Origin of the sequence: Aerococcus sp. UBA6277 (assembly GCF_002440555.1) — a bacterium.
Taxonomy (GTDB): domain Bacteria; phylum Bacillota; class Bacilli; order Lactobacillales; family Aerococcaceae; genus Aerococcus.
Map to the genome: position 1 here is coordinate 1 of NZ_DJUR01000043.1, position 23,062 is coordinate 23,062.

Annotated in this window: 22 protein-coding genes; 3 read left to right on the forward strand and 19 right to left on the reverse strand. The window is 39.3% G+C overall.

Going from position 1 to position 23,062, the window contains the following annotated elements:
- Positions 1-191 precede the first annotated feature (191 nt).
- Positions 192-1,178, forward strand: coding sequence for a transposase (locus tag B2V22_RS07475; RefSeq protein WP_290491577.1), 987 nt, complete (start codon positions 192-194; stop codon positions 1,176-1,178).
- Between the two features lie 178 nt (positions 1,179-1,356).
- Here the strand turns inward: B2V22_RS07475 and B2V22_RS07480 are convergent, their stop codons facing one another.
- The 14 genes from B2V22_RS07480 to priA all read right to left on the reverse strand — a co-directional run bounded on the left by B2V22_RS07480 (position 1,357) and on the right by priA (position 15,755).
- Positions 1,357-3,039, reverse strand: a complete 1,683-nt coding sequence (locus B2V22_RS07480; protein WP_396159033.1) for a DAK2 domain-containing protein — start codon at positions 3,037-3,039, stop codon at positions 1,357-1,359.
- 26 nt (positions 3,040-3,065) lie between these two features.
- The gene (locus B2V22_RS07485) at positions 3,066-3,431 is read right to left on the reverse strand and encodes an Asp23/Gls24 family envelope stress response protein (protein ID WP_290491578.1); all 366 of its coding nucleotides are present in this window, start codon (positions 3,429-3,431) and stop codon (positions 3,066-3,068) included.
- A gap of 194 nt (positions 3,432-3,625) precedes the next feature.
- Positions 3,626-4,045, reverse strand: coding sequence for a hypothetical protein (locus B2V22_RS07490; protein ID WP_290491580.1), 420 nt, complete (start codon positions 4,043-4,045; stop codon positions 3,626-3,628).
- Positions 4,046-4,047: 2 nt separating this feature from the next.
- Positions 4,048-4,431 carry a hypothetical protein gene (locus B2V22_RS07495; RefSeq protein WP_016896760.1) on the reverse strand — a complete coding sequence of 128 codons (384 nt, stop codon included), beginning with the start codon at positions 4,429-4,431 and terminating at the stop codon, positions 4,048-4,050.
- A 13-nt stretch (positions 4,432-4,444) separates the two neighbouring features.
- Positions 4,445-4,831 (reverse strand): DUF6941 family protein, encoded by a 387-nt coding sequence (locus B2V22_RS07500; RefSeq protein ID WP_016896759.1) that lies wholly within the window; start codon positions 4,829-4,831, stop codon positions 4,445-4,447.
- Between the two features lie 170 nt (positions 4,832-5,001).
- Positions 5,002-5,193: a 50S ribosomal protein L28 gene (gene rpmB, locus B2V22_RS07505; RefSeq protein WP_016896758.1), complete on the reverse strand. Its 192-nt coding sequence runs from the start codon at positions 5,191-5,193 to the stop codon at positions 5,002-5,004.
- A 96-nt stretch (positions 5,194-5,289) separates the two neighbouring features.
- Positions 5,290-5,961 (reverse strand): thiamine diphosphokinase, encoded by a 672-nt coding sequence (locus tag B2V22_RS07510; RefSeq protein ID WP_290491585.1) that lies wholly within the window; start codon positions 5,959-5,961, stop codon positions 5,290-5,292.
- A gap of 55 nt (positions 5,962-6,016) precedes the next feature.
- Positions 6,017-6,667 carry a ribulose-phosphate 3-epimerase gene (rpe, locus tag B2V22_RS07515; RefSeq protein WP_396159028.1) on the reverse strand — a complete coding sequence of 217 codons (651 nt, stop codon included), beginning with the start codon at positions 6,665-6,667 and terminating at the stop codon, positions 6,017-6,019.
- Positions 6,668-6,682: 15 nt separating this feature from the next.
- Positions 6,683-7,615, reverse strand: coding sequence for a ribosome small subunit-dependent GTPase A (gene rsgA / locus B2V22_RS07520; protein ID WP_290491589.1), 933 nt, complete (start codon positions 7,613-7,615; stop codon positions 6,683-6,685).
- Between the two features lie 205 nt (positions 7,616-7,820).
- Positions 7,821-9,986, reverse strand: a complete 2,166-nt coding sequence (gene pknB / locus B2V22_RS07525; RefSeq protein ID WP_290491591.1) for a Stk1 family PASTA domain-containing Ser/Thr kinase — start codon at positions 9,984-9,986, stop codon at positions 7,821-7,823.
- Positions 9,986-10,789, reverse strand: a complete 804-nt coding sequence (locus B2V22_RS07530) for a Stp1/IreP family PP2C-type Ser/Thr phosphatase (RefSeq protein ID WP_290491593.1) — start codon at positions 10,787-10,789, stop codon at positions 9,986-9,988. The genes pknB and B2V22_RS07530 overlap by 1 nt, the downstream gene beginning before the upstream one ends.
- A gap of 19 nt (positions 10,790-10,808) precedes the next feature.
- The gene (gene rsmB / locus B2V22_RS07535; RefSeq protein ID WP_290491595.1) at positions 10,809-12,257 is read right to left on the reverse strand and encodes a 16S rRNA (cytosine(967)-C(5))-methyltransferase RsmB; all 1,449 of its coding nucleotides are present in this window, start codon (positions 12,255-12,257) and stop codon (positions 10,809-10,811) included.
- Positions 12,247-13,230 carry a methionyl-tRNA formyltransferase gene (fmt, locus tag B2V22_RS07540; protein ID WP_290491597.1) on the reverse strand — a complete coding sequence of 328 codons (984 nt, stop codon included), beginning with the start codon at positions 13,228-13,230 and terminating at the stop codon, positions 12,247-12,249. Before fmt ends, rsmB begins: the two co-directional genes overlap by 11 nt.
- Before the next feature lie 107 nt (positions 13,231-13,337).
- Entirely contained in the window at positions 13,338-15,755 is a 2,418-nt protein-coding gene (priA, locus tag B2V22_RS07545; protein ID WP_290491599.1) for a primosomal protein N', read from the reverse strand.
- Between the two features lie 259 nt (positions 15,756-16,014).
- On the opposite strand from priA, the gene guaD reads away from it, so the two are divergent.
- A complete protein-coding gene (gene guaD / locus B2V22_RS07550) occupies positions 16,015-17,379 on the forward strand; it encodes a guanine deaminase (RefSeq protein ID WP_290491601.1) in 1,365 nt (454 codons plus the stop codon).
- Between the two features lie 165 nt (positions 17,380-17,544).
- Here the strand turns inward: guaD and rpoZ are convergent, their stop codons facing one another.
- Together rpoZ and gmk are read right to left on the reverse strand one after the other, a co-directional pair.
- Positions 17,545-17,757, reverse strand: coding sequence for a DNA-directed RNA polymerase subunit omega (gene rpoZ, locus B2V22_RS07555; RefSeq protein ID WP_290491603.1), 213 nt, complete (start codon positions 17,755-17,757; stop codon positions 17,545-17,547).
- A complete protein-coding gene (gene gmk, locus B2V22_RS07560) occupies positions 17,757-18,389 on the reverse strand; it encodes a guanylate kinase (protein ID WP_290491605.1) in 633 nt (210 codons plus the stop codon). Before gmk ends, rpoZ begins: the two co-directional genes overlap by 1 nt.
- Positions 18,390-18,679: 290 nt before the next feature.
- Here gmk and B2V22_RS07565 point away from each other — a divergent pair, with 290 nt between their 5' ends.
- Complete coding sequence (locus B2V22_RS07565; RefSeq protein WP_290491607.1) at positions 18,680-19,072, forward strand: hypothetical protein; 393 nt, start codon at positions 18,680-18,682, stop codon at positions 19,070-19,072.
- 80 nt (positions 19,073-19,152) lie between these two features.
- Here the strand turns inward: B2V22_RS07565 and cls are convergent, their stop codons facing one another.
- From cls to B2V22_RS07580, 3 genes are all read right to left on the reverse strand, one after another.
- Positions 19,153-20,601 carry a cardiolipin synthase gene (gene cls, locus B2V22_RS07570; RefSeq protein ID WP_290491609.1) on the reverse strand — a complete coding sequence of 483 codons (1,449 nt, stop codon included), beginning with the start codon at positions 20,599-20,601 and terminating at the stop codon, positions 19,153-19,155.
- 111 nt (positions 20,602-20,712) lie between these two features.
- Positions 20,713-21,318, reverse strand: a complete 606-nt coding sequence (locus B2V22_RS07575; RefSeq protein ID WP_290491611.1) for an energy-coupled thiamine transporter ThiT — start codon at positions 21,316-21,318, stop codon at positions 20,713-20,715.
- Between the two features lie 11 nt (positions 21,319-21,329).
- Positions 21,330-23,033 (reverse strand): ribonuclease J, encoded by a 1,704-nt coding sequence (locus tag B2V22_RS07580; protein WP_290491613.1) that lies wholly within the window; start codon positions 23,031-23,033, stop codon positions 21,330-21,332.
- Positions 23,034-23,062: the final 29 nt, after the last annotated feature.

A 23,062-nucleotide genomic window follows, 5' to 3' on the forward strand; every position in this document is an offset into this window, starting at 1 on the left:
TTCGAAGAAACGCAACAACAGTTTTTAAACGCTTGTAATTTTGTTTCGACATATATCTTTGACCATGACTTTGAATTAGGTCAAACGACTTTGCACAACGCCTTGTATCATCAGATACGTCAGGATTTTGGGCTACAATCGCGCAAATAGCCCAGTCCGTGATGCGTACGGTAATCGCGAGATATAAGACCGTGAAAACACAGTTTAAACAAAAACCTAAGCGTTATAAAGATATCCATACAGGTAAATATCATACGCTATATAAAGACCTTTACCATTTAACGAAACCCCTAGGGTTTAAGCAACCAGTCGCTGTGTTCGTACGTAATCGTAACTACGCTTATCACCAAAACAATACCTATTCACTGACGACCAATCAAGGACGAATTAAAGTGTCTTGTGATAAGCAACATATCGATTATCTTCAACAATTTAGCCAGAATGCTTACAAGTTCGGTCAAGCTGAATTACTCTGTCGTAAGGGTAAGTGGTTCTTACACGTGTCCGCAAGTAAAGAGATAGACAGCCCAGAAGAAGGTAATATTCAAAGGATTGTAGGCATTGACCGTGGTTTAAGACAGATACTAACTATTGCGGATGATACAGCTCATACTACCTTCTATTCGGGTAAAAGCTTGATTAAGAAAAGACGGCGTTTTAAGAAATTGCGCCAGTCCTTACAAGCGAAGAACACCAAATCAAGTCGTAGACGCCTTAAAACAATTGAAAGACGAGAGAACCGCTGGATGAATGATGTGAACCATCAATTATCAAAGACACTCGTTGACCGATACGGGGCCAATACCTTGTTTGTGGTGGAAGATCTTACGAACGTTACTTTTAACACGACTCACCACCGTAAGCAAGATGCACGGTATGAACACCATTCTTGGCGATTCTTCGATTTTGAAGAAAAGTTAATGTATAAAGCTTTAGAAAGTGGTTCGCAAGTTTTAAAAGTATCCGCACAATTTACGTCCCAACGTTGTCCGAAATGCGAATCAATTGATAGAGCTAATAGACAACAAGATAAGCACTTGTTTACTTGTCAAAATTGTGGGTATCAATCAAATGATGACCGTGTGGCAGCTATCAATATTCAAGAATTGGGTCACCGATATCTGTCGAGTGAGAAAAACCCGCGGTTTGAAAAAGTTGTGCCCATACAAAATTATTAAACGTAAAACAATATTCGGTAAGTGTCTACAGACCGCTTACTGATGGGGTGCCAGTCAACCATCCCTTAGTGTCTTTAAACGGTTGGAGATATTATATCGTTTGTACAACCACCATGTTTAGGACAAACTCTCTGTTTTAACAGAGAGTAGTTGATGTATGTATCTTTATATAGGATTATTATTCTACTGATGCTAGGAAATGGTAAACCGGTTGGCCACCGTCTACAATTTCAACTTCAATATCTTCGTTAGCCGATTCGACTGCTTCAGCGATTAATTCTGCTGTTGCTTGGTCGGTTTCTTCACCAAAGATTAAGGTCACTAACTCCTTGTCTTCATCAATCATTGCATTCACCATATTGATGGTTTCTTTGACTAAGTCAGCATCTTCAGAAACAATTTTACCGTCTATGATGCCCATAAAGTGATCTTTATGGATTTCTAAGCCATCAACTGTTGTATTTCGAACAGCCACTGTGACTTGACCACTAGTTACGTTGGCCATTTCAGCAACCATTGCTGCTTTATTGTCTTCTAATGTACCATCAGGGTTATATCCAAGCATAGCTGTTAATCCTTGAGAGATATATGTAGTTTCAACTACGGCAGCTGGAATTTCTGAAACTTCAACAGCTTGGTTAGCAGCCATAATGATATTCTTATTGTTTGGTAAGATAATCACGTTATCTGCATTCGCTTTGTTGATAGCATCTAAGATATCATTTGTTGATGGGTTCATCGTTTGACCACCAGAGATAATTGATTTAACGCCCATATCTTTAAATAGGTTTTCAATTCCTTCACCGGCTGCAACAGCGATAATTGCTAGGTTCGTCCGTTCCACTACTGGCGTTGACTCGGATTGGTTTGATCCTTTGCCATCTAAGATATCGTCATGTTGTAGACGCATGTTATCTACTTTAATTTTCACTAATGAACCAAACTTTTGACCATAGTTCATGACTTCACCTGGTGTTTCTGTATGTACATGAACTTTTACAATCTCATCGTCAGATACAACCAATAATGAATCTCCGATACCATCTAAGTGGTTACGGAATGTATCATAATCAAATTCATCAGTAACTGTTTCACCTTCACCGATTTTGACCATAATTTCAGTACAATAACCATAATGAATATCTTCTGATACTACTGAATGAGATGTATTAAAGAAGTTTTCTTGGTGAGCTAATTCTGTGACATTCGCTTTGTTTGGATCAGCTGATTTAACTGGAATAGATTCACCTGTTAATGATTCTAAGAAGCCATGATAGATATATACTAATCCTTGACCACCTGAATCGACAACGCCCACTTCTTTTAACACGGGTAGTAAGTTAGGTGTGTTTTCTAGTGATGTTTGTGCTTCTTCTAATACAGCTGTCATCACTTCAATGATGTCATCTGTTTGTTCAGCTTTCTGCATACCTGCTGCTGCTGAATCACGTGCTACTGTTAAAATAGTACCTTCTACGGGTTTCATAACAGCTTTTACAGCTGTATCAATACCGCGTTGGAAAGCATTCGCTAAATCTTGGGCTTCAATGGTTGTTTTACCTTCGATTGCTTTAGCGAAACCACGGAATAATTGGGATAAGATAACGCCTGAGTTACCGCGTGCCCCCATCAATAATCCCTTAGCTAAATCTTCTCCAACCTCACCAACGGTATCTGAATTTTGTTTAATCACTCGTTCGATACCTGACGTGTATGTTAAATTCATATTTGTTCCGGTATCACCATCTGGCACCGGGAAAACATTTAATGAATTCACGTATTCAGCATTCTCTGAAAGTCGGTTACCTCCAACTTCAAGCATAGATATGAACGCTTCAACGTCTAATACTGTTCTTTTCACCTAAAAATCCTCCTTGATTACCGCAACTAGTCTTCAATCACACGGACGCCTTGTACGTACACATTCACTACGTTTGCAGCAATACCTAATTGACGACTTAATTCGTATTTCACAGAACTTTGTACATTGCGACAAATTTCAGAAATTTTCGTACCGTAGTTGACGATAATGTATACATCCACTACTACTAAATCGTTGTTATCTACTGAAACAAGTACCCCTTTGGTATAGTTTTCTTGCTTAAGAATTTCTTGGATACCATCACGGATTTGATGCTTGCTTGCCATACCAACGACACCGTAGTTTTGTGTTGTTGCCATACCTACGACTGTTGCGATAGATTCATTTGTAATATCAATTTCACCGAAGTCTGTTTGCATTTTTAATGCCATAAAAAATGTCCTCCTTTTGAAGGGTTGTCATGCTAGATTAATCTAGAACTTTATCGTTCTAAACAAATATAACTTCATTTATAACACTCATTTTACCACATACTAGGCTATTATACCTAAATATTTGACAAGTCGCAAACCCTATAATAGACACAAAAAGAGCCGTGGTCTTCCCTCACTGGAAAACTACGACCTTAATTTTGATTTTTATTAGATTCAAAATCTCTTAATGACTCAAATAATTTGATTGATTTTTGGTGTAAATCGGTAACAATTTCGATTTTAAAAATGTAACTAGCACCTTCTTGGTAATCTGCTTTACGCCTATAGTCTTTCATTTCCTTTAATTCTCTAATTATTTTTTGTTTCTCTCTTAAAGTTAAATCCACATTATAGTTTCTAATTTTATCTATCACGTCATTATGAGAATTATTTCCACCACCTACCGTGGAATATCCATGTAGCTCGTTTAATTGTTTAACTTTGTGAAAGCAAGCATAGTAATCATTATGAATAATCGTTCGTAATGCAGCCTCTCTATGTTTAGCATCGATATTAGAAAAGTTTTCTAATAGGTAACTACTAAACGCTAAATGATTCTCCCATAGATACATATCTATTCACCAATTACAAAAATAAAGTTTTTCTGCTTTTGGCTAGCAAGTTCATTTAACGCTTTAGAATAATTATAGATTTCTATGGCGTTATCTTCATTGACTGTTAAGTCTACATATACATAATCATTTTCATCTTTATAAATATTTAAATGAAAAGGTAATGACTTATGTAAATTTTCTTGGATAAACCTTGAGACTTCTTCTTCAATAACTTGAGTATTAATAAAATCTGCATCAGCTTGTTGCGTAATATCTCTTTCTAAAGAATTTGAATAAAGCTGAACTCTAGAATCCGTATCTGACATATACGATGAAGAGTATGATAAGGACCCTGTCATAGCTAAAGTTGGCACTAATTTAGGTGTTTTAATTTTTGCTGACATCGGTACTCTCCTCCTATATTTCTATATTCTGATTGAAAACAGTGAAAGAATACTCTGCAACTTGTTCATCTTCAACATACAAAATCACTTTATGCAGACCATCATTTTTAAAAATAACATTTGATAAACTAAAATCAAAACTTAAAGTTGAATTTTCACTATCAGAATTGTCTGCGGATACGCCACCTTCTAGAGCTCCAAGCAGGTAATCGGTATGATCAATAACCTCTAATTTTATATCAAATTTTCTTTGAATTGAGTTAACAAAAAAACTACAAGAAATTGCAAATGATATAGTAGTAGGTAAAAATGGCACTTGAAGTGCAACAATAGGATTCACAACATGTAATTCACCATTAATATTTTGTGTTTTTTCACTAGCTATTACTTTACCGTACATGAACTCACCCCTTATCTGTGACTATATAAATTATACTTGACTCTGTTCATTTAAACAATTAATAAAATTGCGCATTCTTTACTCTATTAATGCTTAACTATGCACAAAAAAAGCCGTGGTCTTCCCTCACTGGAAAACTACGACCTTATTTGATTATAATCATAAATGGATTACGCGCGGGTTACTAAACCAGCTTTGATTGCGTGTGCAGAAACCCATACACGCTTTTTGTTACCATTTTCGTCGATGATACGAACTTTTTGTAAGTTTGCTTTAAATGTACGTTTTGTAGCATTCAATGCGTGTGAGCGGTTGTTACCTGAAGTCGCTTTACGTCCTGTGTAATAACATTCTTTAGCCATTGTCATAATCCTCCTCTACAAATTTTCATACCATAACATATTACTATACTTAACGTCATAAATCAAACTTATTTATGATAAAAATGATGATTAGACTTAATCTCGGGCTTGAATAGCGAGGATAAGACCATCACTAAAGGCAATTTTCATGGTATTTTGACCTGGTAGAAACTCATTTGAAATTAAAGCTAGTGGCGTTGGCATTTGATAGTTATCTAATGGGTAGACCACATTTTTAAGGGTTAAATCTGTGATTGGGGTCATGGCCACAAATGACAGATATTTCATCTCTTTTAGGCGGTCAACTTGATGTTGCCCTGGTCTTAAGAATGTAACAGCATTGTTTTCTTCTACTAAGTGAATACGATCAATAATCGGCGCAAAACGTTCTTGGTAGATAAGCCATAAGTTAGATAATAAATGGTCTACCCTACCCCCTAGCATACCAAATAGATGGTATCTTGCGTTCGGGTATAAGTCAGCGACTGATCCCAAGGCATGTTCTGTGTCGGTTTCATCTTTCATAGGTTCTAGTTTTTCGATTGATGCGGCCTTTTTGGCTACTTGTTGATAGACCTTATCCTCGATAGAATCAAAGTCTCCTACAGCCAAATCAATTGGAAAATCCATGTCTAAGAGTTGTTTGGCGCCTAAATCGACACCCACAAAGGCTGTTTCTGAATCATTGTGGACGACTTTCTGTCGCTCGACATAGCCTTTAAAGAAATCGGGATCAAAGGGTCCTGATCCGATGAGATAAACTTGCATGTATCCACTTCCTTCTAGTGACTGCCAGTTAAAAAACTTTTTCAAGTACTAAAGTTTACTTAATGGCCATTTTTAATGCATCAATTGGTTGCTTCACGTCGTCTTTATTGAAGATGTATGAACCAGCTACGAAGGCGTCTACCCCTTTTTCTGCGCAGATTTTAGCCGTTTCAGCATTGATTCCACCGTCTACTTCTATTAGGAAATTAGCGTCATTTTCTGCTCTGAAAGTACTTAATTCAGCCATCTTATCAACAGTTGATTCAATAAATGATTGACCGCCAAATCCAGGGTTTACGGTCATGACTAAAATCATGTCGACGTCTTTTAGGATTGGTGCAATGGCTGATACGGGCGTCGCTGGATTAATGGCCACACCAGCTTTCATACCATGTTTGTGAATAGTTTGGATCAAGCCATGCAGGTGGCTAGTTGCTTCATAGTGAACAGTGAAATAGTCCGCACCGGCATTGGCGAAGGTTTCCACATGGGCTTCTGGGTTAGATACCATTAAATGGCAGTCTAAGGTCATCTTGGTGTTTGGGCGCAAAGCTTCAACGACGCCAGCACCAAAGGTTAAATTGGGCACGAAATGGCCGTCCATGACGTCAATGTGAACCCAGTCAGCGCCGGCGCCTTCGATTCGATTTACTTCGTCAATAAATTTACCAAAATTCGCAGATAAAATAGATGGTGCAATATACATATACATTCCTACTTTCTAATATTTGGGTTTTGCATTGTCAATTTCTTGGAAGATTTGTAGGTAAGAGTCATAGCGACTTTGTGCGATCTCACCGGCATCTAAGGCGGCTTTCACTGCACATTTAGGTTCTTGAATATGGGTACAACCACGGAATTTACATTGGTCTTGAATGGCCCGCATTTCAGGGAAATAATTTGACAGTAAAACCTTATCCAACTGGTCGATATCGATACTAGAGAAACCTGGTGTATCCGCCACTTTCCCTTCAAAGATATCATGTAATTCCGTATGGCGGGTAGTATGACGACCGCGTCCTAGCGATGTTGAGATTTCCCCTGTTTCAATCGCTAAATCTGGTAATAATCGGTTAAGCAAGGTAGATTTTCCAACCCCTGACTGGCCGACAACCACCATGGTCCGATTAGCCACGATGTCCTTCAATTGATCAAAATTTCCATCTAGGTCTGTTGATAAAATGACTTGGTAGCCGACTTCCTTATAGGCCTTGATGAATTGGTCGATCCGATCTTTATCCGCTTGACTAGCTTGGTCAGTTAAGTCTATTTTGGAAAAGTAAAGAATGGGTTCAATATTCTCTGACTCTAAATAAACTAGAAAACGGTCTAATAATTTTGGCTGAATTTGAGGCTCAGTAACCGATGCCACCAACAAGGCCACGTCCACATTAGCTACTGCCGGTCGAATCATTTGGCTATAGCGTGGTAAGATTTTCATCACATAGCCTTCTTTGGTATTGTTGGCTTGAAATTCCACAAAATCGCCCACCAATGGTGTTGTTTGCGTATTTCTAAATTGACCACGTGCCCGTGTGGTATAAATCACTTGGCTTTCTTTCTCTTCTACATAATAAAAACCAGACAAAGCCTTAATAATCTGGCCCGTGTATGTCGGCGCATTCGGTTGAGTATAATCATCTTTTCTCTTCATGCTTTTGAATAATACCTCCTTATTGTTTCAATTGTATATATCCTGAATAGATATAAAAATTTGTGTCTGCATACTTATGCCCTATTTTAACCCAAAAAGCCAATAAAAAACACTCCAACAATTTTTATTCATTGGAAGGGTCTTTAAAATGGCAAAAAAGGCGTAAACAAACTGTCTACACCTTTCTCTTGATTTATTGATTTATCTAATCTTCTACATTTGAACTTTCACGTTGGCTAGATGATGAACTAGCACTCGATGATGAACTTGACGATGAAGAACTTGAGCTGCTTGAACTACTATTAGATGATGAACTTGATGATGAGCTATCACCGTCTTCGTCGTCATCATCGTCATTGGATGATGAGTTTGAAGATGAAGATGAAGAGCTTGAACTTGATGAACTAGATACTGGTTCCGGTCCATCAGACATCACAACATATAATTCATCTCCAGCTACAAATTCCGTACCTGGTGTAATTGATTGCGAAATCATCACACCATCCGGTACCCAACCTGAATATTGTGAATCAAATGAAGCAACTAGACCATTTGATTCAGCATATTGTTGAATTGATGCTCTATTCCAACCAGATAAATCGGCCATCGTAAAGGTTTCAACACCCGCAGAAACAACAAAGTTAATGGTTGTTTCACCAGGTATGACTGCTTCGCCTTGTTCGATAGATTGACTCAAGATGTCGCCTGCTTCAACTGAATCAGAGTAGTCTTCTTCTTGGGTTACGGTAAAGCCTAATGCCATTAATTCTTCTTCAATTTTCGTAAATGGTTGACCAGAGTAATCCTTTAATTCATACGGCTCAGGACCTTGCGAAATATTGACATCGACTTCCGTATCATGTTTCACTTCTGTGTTTGCTGATGGACTTGAGTTAATCACACGACCAGCTTCCACTTCTTCATCATATACTGCTGTTACATCTCCTAGAACTAAATCTAAGCTTTCTAAAGTTAAGGATGCCTCTTGCTCTGTCATACCCGCTAAGTCAGGTACGGTAATATTGCGGCCTGCCATATAGTTATAGCCTAGGAAAGCAATTAAAATGAGTCCAATAATAACGCCTGCAATAATGGCCATTGGTTTGCGACTTTTCGGCTGTTTATTACTTGGTTTGCCACCTTGTTTATTAGGATTGCTTGTTGGCTTGTTACCACCGCTCTGATCGGTACTATTACCACTAAGACTTGGAGATGGGTCTGCTTGTAAATCACTAACACCTGCAGCGCCTGCGCCTCCAGCTGCAGCCGTTCCCGGACCCGCTAAGGCGGCTCCAGCTAAACCAGCGCCTGCTGCTAGAACAGCCTTATCTGCAATATCATGTTCATCTGAATCATCTAAAACAGTATCTTCAGGATTTTCATCGGTTGTATCCGGTGCTGTATCGTCATCAACTGCTTTTTCACCAGCTGCCATTAACTTTACTTCATCGGACTCTGCTAGACGCATTTGATTTTCGATGTCTTCTTTTGCCATGACAATTGTTTCATTGGCCATGTTAGCTGGGATAAATACAGGCTCATTTTTCCGGTTATCAGAAAAGACCGTTTCTAAGTCGTCAATCATTTCTTGTGTGGTTTGATAACGAGCAGATGGTTCTTTAGCTGTTGCTTTGGCCACCACATTAATTAAACTTTGTGGCGCGTCTTCCCGGTAAGCTTCGATTGGTGGTAGTGGCTCTTGGAAATGTTTTAAGGCTATTGAGACTGCTGATTCACCGTCAAATGGTACACGGCCTGTTAGCATTTCAAATAAAACAACGCCTAATGAATAAATATCTGAAAGACTTGTGGCCATTGAACCACGTGCTTGTTCTGGCGATAGGTAATGGACTGAACCAATAATCGAATTGGTTTGGGTGATACTTGTTTCAGAAGTCACCATAGCAATCCCAAAATCCATAATTTTAATTGTACCATCGTGGTTGACCATAATATTTTGTGGTTTCAAGTCACGGTGCACAATACCGATATTATGGGCAGCTTGAACACCTGATAAGATTTGAATCATCAAGTTTTGGATAATATCTACTGGAATTGGGTGGTTTTCACGGATATAGTCTTTTAAGTCCATACCGTCCACATATTCCATCACGATAAACTTGCCTTCCTCATCTTCACCCACGTCAAATAAATTGACTACGTTTGGATGGTTCAATTCTGATACGGATAGGGCTTCACGCTCAAATCGTTTGGTGGCATCCATGGCATCTGTTTTTCCTACACGCAAGAATTTAATGGCTACATCACGTTCTAAAATAGGATCATAAGCAAGGTATACATCCGCCATACCACCTGAACCGATATGGTTCACAATTTTATAGCGTTCATCAATGATTTGACCAGATTTCATTAGAATTCACCTCTTTCATTTTCAATTTCATGTTCGAATGTTTCTTCCTTTTTAAAATTTGCTGGTGTTCTATGTGCGACAACCACCGAAACATTGTCTCGGCCCCCACGGTCGTTAGCAACAGCAATTAATTGGTCAGCTTTCGCTTCAATAGTGAGTCTTTCATCACTCAAAATAGCCAAGGCTTCTGTTTCCTCAATCATATCGGTTAATCCGTCTGAACATAATAGTAATGTTTCATCTTCTAAAAAGTCTACAACATTAATATCTACATCAACGTCAGTAGCAATACCCACTGCCCGAGTCACGATATTCTTTTGTGGGTGAACCTGAGCTTCTTCTTTAGTAATCATATCCATATCTAATAATTCTTGGACAAAAGAATGGTCTTTGGTAATCTGTTTAAGCGCATCCGCTTGATGAATATAGATACGTGAATCCCCTACATGGGCTAAAACCACTTGTGCCAAATCTTCTAATGGTACAGCTGCGACGATTGTTGTACCCATACCTGATAAATCATGGTATTGGTTGGCTTTTTCAAATATATGGTCATTGGCAGCTTGGATTTGATCAGTCAACCATTCAGAAATGATATTGGCGTCCGTCATGTTTTCAGTGCTTTCCCAAGCATTTCCTACATGATAAATAGCCATTTCTGAAGCCACGTCTCCAGCGTTGTGGCCACCCATCCCGTCACAAAGCAATAAGATTGTTGCTTGGTCTTGGTTGTAAAAAATGCCTACTTGGTCTTGGTTTTGTTTTCTTTCAACACCGACATCAGTTTTGCTTGCGATTTCCATGTATGCTCACTTTCCTTCGCTAGTTTTTTTCAAAGCTGGCGATAAAGAAACCGTCAGACATATAGGTATGCGGTAGGATTTCAATTGTTCCATCTGCACCTATTGACTGATCAAGATTGTCTCGCCAATGTTTAAATGACTTCAATGTTAGGTCTGGATGTTGGTCTAAAATAGCTTTGACCACATCTTCATTTTCTTCTCTTGTAATTGTACATGTAGAGTAGGTAATCACGCCACCCTTTTTCAATAATGGTAATGCTTGGTTCATAATTGTTACTTGAATGTCATGTAAGGCATCCAAATCTTGCAACGTTTTGTGGTATTTAGTATCTGGTTTACGGCGGAATAGGCCCACACCTGAACATGGTGCGTCGACTAAAACCTTATCAAAGCTTGTCGGTTCGCTACCATTTTCCCCAAAACGGTCTAACAAGGCAGTTGCATCTTGATGGAGAATTTCCACGTGGTCAGCCACCTGCATCCGGTCCACATTTTCTTGAATTAAAGGCAATTTATTTTCCGCTATATCACAAGCAATCACATGCCCAGTACGACCAACTGCTTCAGCGATTTGCACAGTTTTTCCACCCGGTGCGGCACAAGCATCAAGAACCGTTTCCCCTGGTTTCGGGTTTAAAGCTTCTACAGCTAGAAGTGCTGATTCATCTTGAATGGTCATTTCCCCGTTCATAAATAAGGATGAATGGGCTGGATTCCCCTTAGTTACCCTTAAGGCAAATGGTGACAAAGGACTAGGCGCTACAGTAAATCCTTCTGCCTCAAGAATTTCTTGATATTCAGTCATCTTGTCGTTATCTAAATTATTGAATTTATTGTTGGCACGTACCGTAATAAATGGCGTTTGATTGAGTGAATTAGCCAATTTTTCGGCTTCATCTAAGCCAAAACGGTCCACAAAATAATCTACCCATACAGGCGGTAATGAGGCCTCTAGGGTTAATTTCTCTCTTGGATCTTCTTTGGTTTGGATAAAATCGGCCATTGTTTCATAACGTCTGGTGAAATTCCGTAAGACCCCGTTAGCGAATTTAGCCAGGGTCTGATTGCCTCGTTTACGGACAATTCTAACCGCTTCGTCAACTACGGCATAATTTGGGATATTGTCTAAATAATACATTTGGTAGGCCGAAACAATGAGTAAAGACCAAACCCATGATTTCACCTTATTAGGCTTGGCTACAAAATCACGGACAAAAGCGTCCAATGTATAGTAGTTTTGAACAGACCCATAAACCAAGTTCGTATAGAGGTTACGGTCTGCTTCGGCCACAGCTTCTTCAGTTAACACCCGATTTACTTCTTGGTTGATGAATTGGTTGTGGCGGATAATCTGATTAACTGACTCCATCGCTTGAAAACGAGCAGATAATTTTAGAGGTGTTTGGTAGCCCCCACTATGGCCGCCATTTCGGGCATTTGACCCTGGTTCTACTTGATTATTCTTCATCTATATCGTCCTCCACTTGGTCAAAGCTATCGCCAACCGCTAAGTTGCCGGCCCCACCGTTAATGAAGGCTGCAACTTCCATTTGTTTCTTACCAGCTGGTTGTAATTGTTCAATAGCTAGAACAGTTTTGTTGCCTGTTGCTACCCATAATTGAGCCGGTTTCTTTTGAATTTTAATAATTGTGCCTGGTTTTTCGTCAGTCGATTCTTCTTTGACTGGTGCTACCTGCCAAATTTTCCACCGCTGTCCGTCCACTTTCGTATGGGCTACTGGCCAAGAATTAAAGGCCCGCACTTGGTTGTCAATTTGCTGCGCTTCTTTACGCCAATCAATTTGTTCCTGTTGGCTCGTAATATTTGGGGAAAATGTCGCTTCTTCCTCAACTTGGGCTTGCGGTTCAATTTCACCGGCAAATAATTTCGGCAATGTTTCTATCAATAGGTCCGTCCCTGCAACTGATAATTTATCGAACATAGTCGCAACGGTATCGTCACTTTCAATTGGGACGACCACTTGGGTTAAGATATCCCCTGCGTCCATTTTTTTCACCATGCGCATGATGGTCACGCCTGTTTCCTTGTCACCATTCCAAATGGCATAGTGAACTGGTGCGCCCCCGCGGTATTTAGGTAATAATGATGCATGTACATTTACCGCGCCGTATCTTGGCGCCGCTAATATGCTCGTCGGTAAGAATTGACCAAAGGCTGCAGTGATGATTAAATCGATGTCCTCAGCTAATAAGTCTTTGATTTCTTGGTCCCGGCCGATTTTTTCCGGTTGGTAAACTGGAATGTCGTGTTTTAAAGCCGCTTCTTTCACTCGTGATGGTGTTAATTTCCGTTTGCGCCCTACTGGACGGTCGGGTTGCGTCACAACTGCAACCACTTCATACTGGTCATCTTGCGCAACTAATGCGTCTAATATATTCACTGAAAATGCGGGTGTCCCCATAAATACAATTCTTTTCAAATGTGTCTCCTTTAAATAAATCCTGTGCTTTCTTCCTATTATACCATGATTACAACCTGAGATTTTATCTGATCATTGTCAGATTTAGCTTGAAATGACGAACCCTTTTACATGAAAGATTGTGGGTCTACATCAATGGAAACGTAAATTTTATCCTTAGCCCAATCTTGCGCCTTATCTTGGATGTCTTGCAAAACAGCTTGGATGTCCTGGTTGCCTCGGTGCTGGTATAAGAGTTGGTAATAGTATTGATTATTAATTCTTGAAATGGTCGACTGAGCAGGACCAATCACCTTAGTTGCTTGGATATCGGCCTGCTTTAAAATTGCAGCCACCTTAGCGGCTGTTGCCTGGGCGGTATGGTCATCAAAATTGGAAATAGTGAATCGAACAGTATAATAATAAGGTGAATACTGGTTGAGCTTCCTGTATTGCATTTCTGTTTGATAGAAACGGTCATAATCATGATCTTTAGCCAAGGTTAAGGCATAATGGTCCGGATTATATGTTTGAATCAAGACTTGCCCGTCTAGGTCCCCACGGCCAGCCCGTCCTGACATCTGGGTCAAGAGCTGGAAAGTCCGTTCAGCTGCCCTAAAATCTGGCAGATAGAGTGTGGTATCTGCATTGATAATGCCTACTAAAGTAATGTTTGGAAAATCCAGCCCCTTGGCAATCATCTGGGTACCTAGTAAAATGTCTGCTTTTTTATCAGCAATTTGCTTTAATATCCGTTCATGACTTCCTTTACGCCGGGTAGTATCCATATCCATCCGAGCCACAGTTTTATTGGGGAACAGCTCATTAATTTCTTGTTCCACCTTTTCCGTCCCCGTACCAAATTCACGTAAGTGGGTTTGACCACAATCTGGACAACGTTGCGGTCTGGCCTCGTTATAGCCACAATAGTGACACTGCAACTGTTTGTCATGATAATGGTAAGTCAGTGATACATCACAATTTGGACATTGAAAGGTATAACCGCAGTCTCGGCATTGCATGAAATTGGCGAAACCACGACGGTTTAACATCAAAGCAACCTGTTCGCCCCGGTCCATTGTATCCTGCATTTGGTCACGTAATTGCCGTGAGAATTGATAGTAATTTTTATGTTTAAATTCTTCACGCATATCAATAATTTCAACAGGCGGTAGTGGCTTTTGATTTGACCGTTCCGGCATTTCAAGTAGTTGATAAACCCCATTTTGGGCTCGTGCTCTAGATTCTAGACTAGGGGTTGCTGACCCTAGGATAACTGGCGAATGGTGGTAAGCTGCCCGCCATTTGGCCACTTCCCTTGCGTGATAACGAGGATTATCTGACTGTTTGTAGGTAGATTCATGTTCTTCATCTAAAATAATCAAACCGATATTGTCTAATGGTGCAAATATAGATGACCGAGCTCCAACGGCGATTCTAGCTTGACCTTTTTTTAATTTGCGCCACTCATCAAAGTGTTCCCCTGTTGATAATTGACTGTGTAAAACCGCTACTTTGTTCCCAAAGCGACTTTTCAACCGGTTGACCATTTGCGGGGTTAAGGAAATTTCTGGCACTAGTAAAATAGCCTCTTTATCTTTATCTAAGGCTTCTTGAATCAGTTGCAGGTAGACCTCAGTCTTCCCTGACCCTGTTACCCCTTGTAGTAAGAATACCCGGTCTTCTTGGCTATCCATGGCTTCTTTTACAGCATTAAAGGCAGCTTCTTGTTGGGCTTGTAAGGGTAACTTTTCTGATTTTTCAATCGCAATATCTGCATAGGGATCACGGTTAACTTGTTGATCGTATAGTTTCAGCCAGCCTTTTTCAGCCCCTGCTTTAAGCGTAGCTGTGTGCAAGTCAAATTCATCTCTTAGGTATTTAGCAGGTACTTTCTTACCATCCAGCTCCATTAACACTTCCACCAAGGCAAGTTGCTTCTTAGCTGTTTTTCGAATGCTGGTGACTTCTTCCTCTAGTTGGTCAAAGTCCATCAGTGGTTGTACCCATTTTTCCGTTTTATAGCGTTTACGGTCTTCTACCCGATAGTCTATGGACAGGTGACCTTTGTTTTTAAGAGCTATCAACTCGGTGAGAATTCCCCTTTTTTCGGCTTCAGACCAGCCGATTTCACTGAGGTCATCAAAGTATTGCTGATGGTCCAGATAGGAAATTTCAGGGGTTGGCAAGAAGAACTTTTCATAATTTACCTTGAGCAAGTTAGGCAGCATGGTGTGATAGGCTTCAACTAAGAAACAAAAGTTTTGCTTGGCCATATCCTTACCTAATTGCAACATCTCTTCATTTAATACTGGTTCGTCATCTAAAAGTGCAGTAATCGGCTTCAATTCGCCTTCAAAATCAGCCTCGGTTTTAGCTGGTGAAATGACATAACCCAAGAGGTTACGACTGCCAAATGGGACTTGTACCCGCATGCCTGGTTGAATAATATTCACCATTTCTTCAGGGATTTGGTATTCAAAAGGATGGTCCGTCTGCATGGTGGGGACGTCCACGATCACTTCTATAACATTTGCCTCAACCATTCTAGTCGCCTCCTTCATCGTATTCATCTATCTATTGTATAGTAATTGGTTGGAATTTAACATTAATTGCCTATGGCATATATTTTCACTTTTGCTTTGTATATTTGTTCGTTAATTTATCCTTTTTATAACTAAATACTGATTAATGTGAAATATTATAGTTTATTTACGAACATTTAATTTTAAATCTATTTACTTGTTCGTTAATTTGTCTTAAAATGAGAAAGAAGGAAATATTTTTATTTAAAGGGAGCAAAAAATGATCGGATTAGAAAAAGCCATTGTCGCAACTTATTTTCACACACCAACCCACGGCCAACTTGAATACCAAGAACAGGCACTGATAACCATCAACCAAGATGGGGTCATCGACCGAATTGTCCCTCAAGATGACGGTGACTACCAACCGCTAATCGCCTTATTTGAAGAACGTGGCACTTTAATTCGTCTAACAGACGGTCAATACTTATTACCAGGTTTCATTGATACCCATATCCATGCCCCTCAATGGCCACAGGCAGGGATTGCTTTAGACGCCCCATTAGATGTTTGGTTAAATGAACACACTTTTCCATTAGAGGCTAAATATAAAGACGTTGACTTCGCGAAAGCAGTTTACGCAGACTTAGTAGCAACCTTACTCGCTCGTGGCACCACTACTGCCCTTTATTTCGGGACTATTCACAAAGAATCGTCATTTGAATTGGTTAAGATTGCTGCAGAAAAAGGTCAACGCGCCTTAGTTGGTAAAGTAGTTATGGATGACCCACAAGGTAACCCTGACTTTTACCGAGATGCGTCAACTGAGATTGCCCTACAAGAAACGGAAGAATTTATCCAAGAAGTGCGTGCCTTTGGTAAGGACGTTATTCAAGGCGTTTACCCGGTTGTCATGCCCCGCTTTGCCCCGTCTTGTACCGACGAAGCCTTGGTAGGTCTAGGCGCTTTAGCTCAAAAATACGATACCCATGTCCATACTCACTGTAGCGAAGGCCAATGGGAACATGATTTTACTTATGAACGCTTTGGTAAAACTGACACTGAAGCCCTTAGAGACTTTGGTTTATTCGGTAAAAAATCAGTTATGGCCCATGCTAATTTTATCAATGACAATGATGCAACCATTTATGTTGAAAACCAAACAGCGGTTGCCCACTGTCCGATTTCTAACGTTTATTTTGCTAACAGTATTATTCCCATTAAACACCTAAAAGAATTAGATGTACAAATTGGCTTAGGAACAGATATTTCTGGTGGTTTCTCACCGTCTTTATATGACGGGATTAAACAAGCTGTAATGAGCTCACGTCAATTAGAAGATGGGGTCGATACTCGCTTACCGCAAGCCGAACGTGGTGTGCCAAATTCACGCATTTCTGTTGTAGAAGCCTTTTCTCTTGCAACTCTTGGTGGTGGTGAAGCCCTTGACTTACCAATCGGCGTCATCAAAGAAGGTTATGCAGCTGATTTCCAAGTCATTGATACCAAAGTCAAAGAAAATCGTATCCAGGGTTTTGGTGTCTTTGAAGACCTAGGACAAACCTTTGAAAAAATCCTATACTTAGCTAACCAAGCCAATATCCAACAAGTATATGTTCAAGGTAAATTAGTCTGTGAAAGATAATAGTCAATTGATAATGAGAGGTGTGCCCATTTTATTGGTCATACTTCTTTTTTCATATGTTTCATTAGCTAAGGCCTTTCCTATAGCTAGATTGAACAAGCAAAAAAACCAAGCAACGGAAAGCTACTTGGCTTAATGAAGTTTATATTTTTCTAAAACTGATCATTAGCTTTGGGATAATGAATCTGGATCAATCACTAAGTCATTTGAAGCGATTTCTTCTAAGGCTTGACCTACAAATTTAGTTGATTGGTATTCATTTAACATTGGGTTCTTCTCAACTTGTAATTCCGTTGCACGTTTTGCAGCAATGGATACTAGTGAGTATTTTGAATCGATACGGTCTAATAATTTGTCAATTGATGGATAGATAATCATTATGATTCGTCGCCTTCCTTTAAGTAATTTTCTACAATATCGTCGATAAAACGGTCTGTCTTTAAATGCTCAGCATTTATGATGGTTTGGATTCGTTCAACTGCTGAGTTTACATTATCATTTTCTACAACATAATCATATTGAGTGACTAATTGTAACTCTTCCCGCGCTTGCTTCATCCGTTTTTCAATCACATCTGGCGCGTCAGTCCCCCGGTTCACTATTCTAGATTCTAACTCATGCATAGTCGGTGGTGCAAGAAAAATGAATACACCCTCAGGCATACGTCGCTTCACCTGTAAGGCACCTTGAACCTCTATTTCAAGAAAAACATCCTTACCTTGTTCAGTCATTTCTTCAACGTATTGAAGCGGTGTTCCATAGTAATTACCTACATATTCAGCATACTCCAATAAACGTTCATCTTCAATCATACCTTCGAATTGATCGCGCGAAACGAAGAAGTAGTCTTTACCATCTTCTTCTCCTGGACGCGGTTGTCGGGTTGTTGCAGAAACTGAATAATAAAACTGATCATGATTCGTATCAGTCTCAAACAGCGCTTGACGCACTGTTCCTTTCCCCACACCAGAGGGACCGGATAATACAACTAATAGTCCTTTCGATTTCATAGAACACCTTTCACCCTTCACATTTTTATATAGCATTAATAGTACCACAAATTTTACTATTTTTCTCAAAGACCTGAAGATTTTCTTTAATGTTCGGATTAATTTTCAATTAGAATCATACCATATTTATTCCTTTAAGTAAAAAGTGAACAGACGTTCGAAAAAAGACTTGCATACCGAACGCCTGTTCTTTATAATATAAATTGTCAAGCGAACAAATGTTTGCTAAATCAAGTTACGTCAATGCGTATCCATCGTTCTAACCACTGTTCAATATAAGGAGGCTTATCATGCAAAACCCATTATCTTATCAATCAATCCGTAGTTTATTCATCCCAGTTGATCCAATGTTGCTTGAAGCTGAACAATCTAGCCAGCCAAATATCCTTTCTTTCAATAGTGAAGAGCGCAACGTGAAAAAGGAAAGCAACGTATTGACAACTATTATGCCAATCAAAGACATTATCAAACAGATAAACTATTCAAACGAATTAGGTGACCCCCTATATATTACCGTTACCCGTCAAATCGGTTCTATAAACACCAAAGATATTTTATTTGGTATCTTCCGGTCAAAATATACGGATAAAGACATCGTACTGTTTGAGGACGTTGATAACGATGTGATGCGGATTATTAAAGTAGATGAAATCATGGCTGTTCGTTCTGTTTATGATGATTAAATTAAGCATCGTTATCACTAACAATTCCATAACACCGAAAAAAACCAGCTATTCAGATAGCTGGTTTTTTCTTGTGCCTATTATAAGACTGGTGAGAACAATCTTGAGAACCCTTGACGGAATTTCTTCCATTTTGTTTGGTTTTCAAAATAATCCATATCTACTTGTGTAGATTCTTTTAGGTCATTTTGAAAAATGCCTTCTAGTTTGGCGACAAGTTTACGGTCATACACAAAGGCATTAATTTCAAAATTCAAAGCAAAGCTTCGGATATCAAAGTTTGCTGTACCAACGCTAGCTATATGACCATCAACGCACAAGGTTTTGGCATGTAAAAAACCATCATCACGATACTTGTGGACATGTACCCCAGACTTTAATAAGGATTTTACGTAATATTCGGTTGCGCGATAAACTAGTGGATGGTCGGGTTTGGAAGGAATCATGATATGTACTTCCACACCTGATAAGGCTGCCATCTCAACTGCTTCAAAGATGGCTTCGTCTGGAATAAAGTAAGGTGTTTGAATATAAATATACTCTTCTGCAATATTAATCATCTGCAGGTAACCCATTTTTATTTGGTCTGACTCTTCATCTGGTCCAGATGAAACAATTTGCATGGCTGTTTCACCATTTACTTCTGGGTCTGGGAAATATTCATGGTCAAAGTCACTTGGTTTGGCTTTTTTAGAAGCGAACCAGTCTACCATGAAACGACTTTGTAAGGTTTTGACAGCATCTCCTGTTAGACGGAGGTGAGTATCGCGCCAGTATCCTAGAGGCCCTGTTCCAATATACTCTTTGGCTACATTAAAACCTCCTACATAACCGACTAAACCATCGATTACTACAATCTTACGGTGATTACGCCAATTTAGGCGAAAATCAAAAATAAAGAAGGGACTTTTTGAGAAGAAACTTTCAAACTGTACCCCTGCCTCTTCCATGCGTTTGACTGATTTCTTACTTAGCCGACGACTACCCACTGCGTCAGCCATCAATTTGACCTCTAATCCCGCTTCGGCCCGGTCAATTAAGGCGTCTACTACCCGCATACCCACTTCATCATCAGTAAAGGTGTAGTATTGGACATGCACTGAATCTGTTGCGGCATAAATATCTTCTACTAGTCGGTCCATTTTTTCTTGGCCTAAAATAAAGATTTCGACATGATTGTTTTCAGTCAAGATTGAATAGTCACTCTTAAACAAGACACGCATCATCTTTTGAATGCCTCGTGGATAGTGGTTGACATTTTTCTGTTTACCCTTGTCATTTAGGTACTTATCTTTTAATCCGTTCAATCCATAAACTTCTTGGTTTCGGATCCTAAAGATATTTTGGTCGGAAATTTTCCGGCCTACAAAGTAGTAAATAATAAACCCAACACCTGGTAATAATATTAGCACCAATAACCAAGCCCAAATAGTCGCCACAGGACGGTCTTGTCTAAGGACGGTAATAACTGCGGCGATGGTATTTAGCACGAAAAGAATTAAAATCCCATAAAAAATATATAAGCCCATATTTTCCCCTTTTTAAAAGTAAAAGAGCAAACAAAATGGTCGATTGAAAATGCCAAGGACTAGTTGTTTGCTCTTACTTACTATTTATTGTTACAAGATATGATGAACGAGTTAGTCATTCAATAAACGCGAACGTTCTTTGCGCGAAATATATGGCGTATTCTTTGGAATCCAAAATTTCGATGATACGTTCAAGATGATTACTAGGATGATTAAAGCTATGGCTAAGTTAGCCAAGAATGACCATAACATACTCATCGCATATGTACCGTCAGCCACTTGACCAACATTTAGCACATATTGATTAAAGATAAATTTTAAAATGAAGAATGCGGCAAAAGTCATAACTGTCCCGGTAATTAGGTTTAGGTATACACTAGACATACGGCGGTTGAATAACGTCCGCTGTAAGTTTCGGGCAAATTTACCTGATAACCCAACCATAGCTGTTTGGATTGCACTAGCCACTAGCACCATCCACTCTGTCTGTACATTCTCTACTTGTAAATACCCCACTACTGCTCCAAGTACTGCACCAGCGATAAAGCCTGCTGTTGATCCTCTTCTATATGAATAGAAAACCAATAGGGTTAATGAAATCGCTACGGTAATATTGTAACTTGTAATGGTTACTGGGAAGATACTTTCAATTAATAAAGCCAGGATGACAAATAATAATCCTTCAACCCAGACTACTAATTTTTGTGACGCGTTCATGCCGGACCCCCTTAGTTTTGTTTCCCTTTTTTCTTATCTTTTTTGTCAGGATGGTAGTTTGAAGCTTCCATAATGACTGGTAAAATCATCGGACGGCGTTGAGTTTCACTATATAATTTCTTACTTAGCGCATCACGGATGTCACCTTTTAATTTAGACCATTCAAAGTTCTTGTCTTTAAGATTTTCCTCAGTCACTTCAACGACAACGTCTTTTGATTCATCTAATAAGGTTTCAGAAGCCTTCATATAGATGAAACCACGAGAAATAATTTCTGGACCAGATAAGATTTTACCTAGACGACGCGAAATAGTTAGGACAACTAAGAAAATACCATCTTCAGATAAGATACGGCGGTCGCGAAGAACAATATTGCCAATATCTCCAACACCTGATCCATCAATCAATACGTTTGAAGCTGGTACGGCACCACCGATATGGATATTGCCATCTTTATAGGTCAAGATATCCCCTTTGTCTAATAAGAAGACATTCTCTTCTGGAATACCTACCTCAGTTGCCAAGTGTTTGTGGGCAGACATGAGACGGTATTCACCTGAAATTGGGACCACATATTTTGGTTTCAATAAGCTGATCATTAATTGTAAGTCTTTTGGACTTGCATGACCACTTGATGCATACGCCTGAGCTAATTCAACCACTTCACCGCCTGCACGGTAAACATCATTTTTAGTTTCTGCTACCACTTTTTCCATATCGTAAGAAGGTGTAGTCACGATGATGACCTTGTCCCCATCTTTAATATTCACTGTAGTGTGGCGACTTGAAGCCATTTTTTGTAAAGTTGTTAAAGGTTCACCAGATTTTCCAGTTTCTAGGAAAATAATTTCATGATCTTCAAAACGGCCAAGGTCTTTTAAGTTGGCAATCAGGTCTTTTGACGGAATTGATAGTTTGCCTAAGCGAATAGCTACGTCAATAATTTCTTCCAATTCAGTATCGTCTAAGAAAACTCGACGACCCAGTTTACTTGCAACATCTAAAACTTGTTGAATACGCATTAAGTTTGAAGCCACCGCCGCAACGATAACACGACCTTTAGCATTGCGCACTTCTTTCAACAAACCTTGTTCAATTTCAATTTCAGTGGCGTTGGGTTTCATATTTTCTGCTGCATTGGAATCTGATAGTAAGGCGAATACACCGTCACGACCGATTTCAACAATACGAGAAAAGTCTGTTTTATATGCATCTGAAACTGTCATATCAAACTTGAAGTCACCTGTATAAACGATTGAGCCTTCTGGTGTAGAGACTTCAATCCCTACTGATTCAGGTACAGAGTGAGTGGTTTTAAAGAATTTAATCACGACATTACCAAAATCGATTTCATTGTCTTCTGAAATCACGTGGAAGTCTTGATAATTCTTCAAGCCAATTTTCTTGGTTTGAATTTTCGCTAATTCAATCGTTAATTCTGTACCAAATACGGGTACTTGAATATCTTTTAATAAATATGGTAAAGCACCGATAGCATCCGCATGACCGTGGGTTAAAAATACCCCTGCTACACGGTCTTGATTTTCTTTTAAATATGTAAAGTCTGGAATCATCATATCGATTCCTAATAATTCATCTGGTGGGTATACAAGACCACAATCTAAGACATAGATCGCTTCGTCAACTTCGACTAGGTACATGTTTTTCCCGTTTTCACGGACACCACCCAGAGCGATGATATTAATATCACTCATATTATTGCCTCCTAATATATTGGGTTTAT

Coding starts and splice junctions, on each gene's coding strand:
- gmk (WP_290491605.1), bottom strand. CDS start 18,389: ATGAAATCGAAAGGACTATTAGTTGTATTATCCGGTCCCTCTGGTGTG.
- guaD (WP_290491601.1), top strand. CDS start 16,015: ATGATCGGATTAGAAAAAGCCATTGTCGCAACTTATTTTCACACACCA.
- B2V22_RS07495 (WP_016896760.1), bottom strand. CDS start 4,431: ATGTCAGCAAAAATTAAAACACCTAAATTAGTGCCAACTTTAGCTATG.
- cls (WP_290491609.1), bottom strand. CDS start 20,601: ATGGGCTTATATATTTTTTATGGGATTTTAATTCTTTTCGTGCTAAAT.
- rsmB (WP_290491595.1), bottom strand. CDS start 12,257: ATGAAGAATAATCAAGTAGAACCAGGGTCAAATGCCCGAAATGGCGGC.
- priA (WP_290491599.1), bottom strand. CDS start 15,755: ATGGTTGAGGCAAATGTTATAGAAGTGATCGTGGACGTCCCCACCATG.
- B2V22_RS07565 (WP_290491607.1), top strand. CDS start 18,680: ATGCAAAACCCATTATCTTATCAATCAATCCGTAGTTTATTCATCCCA.
- B2V22_RS07490 (WP_290491580.1), bottom strand. CDS start 4,045: ATGTATCTATGGGAGAATCATTTAGCGTTTAGTAGTTACCTATTAGAA.
- rpmB (WP_016896758.1), bottom strand. CDS start 5,193: ATGGCTAAAGAATGTTATTACACAGGACGTAAAGCGACTTCAGGTAAC.
- B2V22_RS07485 (WP_290491578.1), bottom strand. CDS start 3,431: ATGGCATTAAAAATGCAAACAGACTTCGGTGAAATTGATATTACAAAT.
- B2V22_RS07510 (WP_290491585.1), bottom strand. CDS start 5,961: ATGCAAGTTTATCTCATCGGATCAGGACCCTTTGATCCCGATTTCTTT.
- rpe (WP_396159028.1), bottom strand. CDS start 6,667: ATGTATATTGCACCATCTATTTTATCTGCGAATTTTGGTAAATTTATT.
- B2V22_RS07500 (WP_016896759.1), bottom strand. CDS start 4,831: ATGTACGGTAAAGTAATAGCTAGTGAAAAAACACAAAATATTAATGGT.
- B2V22_RS07575 (WP_290491611.1), bottom strand. CDS start 21,318: ATGAACGCGTCACAAAAATTAGTAGTCTGGGTTGAAGGATTATTATTT.
- B2V22_RS07530 (WP_290491593.1), bottom strand. CDS start 10,789: ATGGAAATCGCAAGCAAAACTGATGTCGGTGTTGAAAGAAAACAAAAC.
- rpoZ (WP_290491603.1), bottom strand. CDS start 17,757: ATGATTATCTATCCATCAATTGACAAATTATTAGACCGTATCGATTCA.
- rsgA (WP_290491589.1), bottom strand. CDS start 7,615: ATGAAGAGAAAAGATGATTATACTCAACCGAATGCGCCGACATACACG.
- pknB (WP_290491591.1), bottom strand. CDS start 9,986: ATGAAATCTGGTCAAATCATTGATGAACGCTATAAAATTGTGAACCAT.
- B2V22_RS07580 (WP_290491613.1), bottom strand. CDS start 23,033: ATGAGTGATATTAATATCATCGCTCTGGGTGGTGTCCGTGAAAACGGG.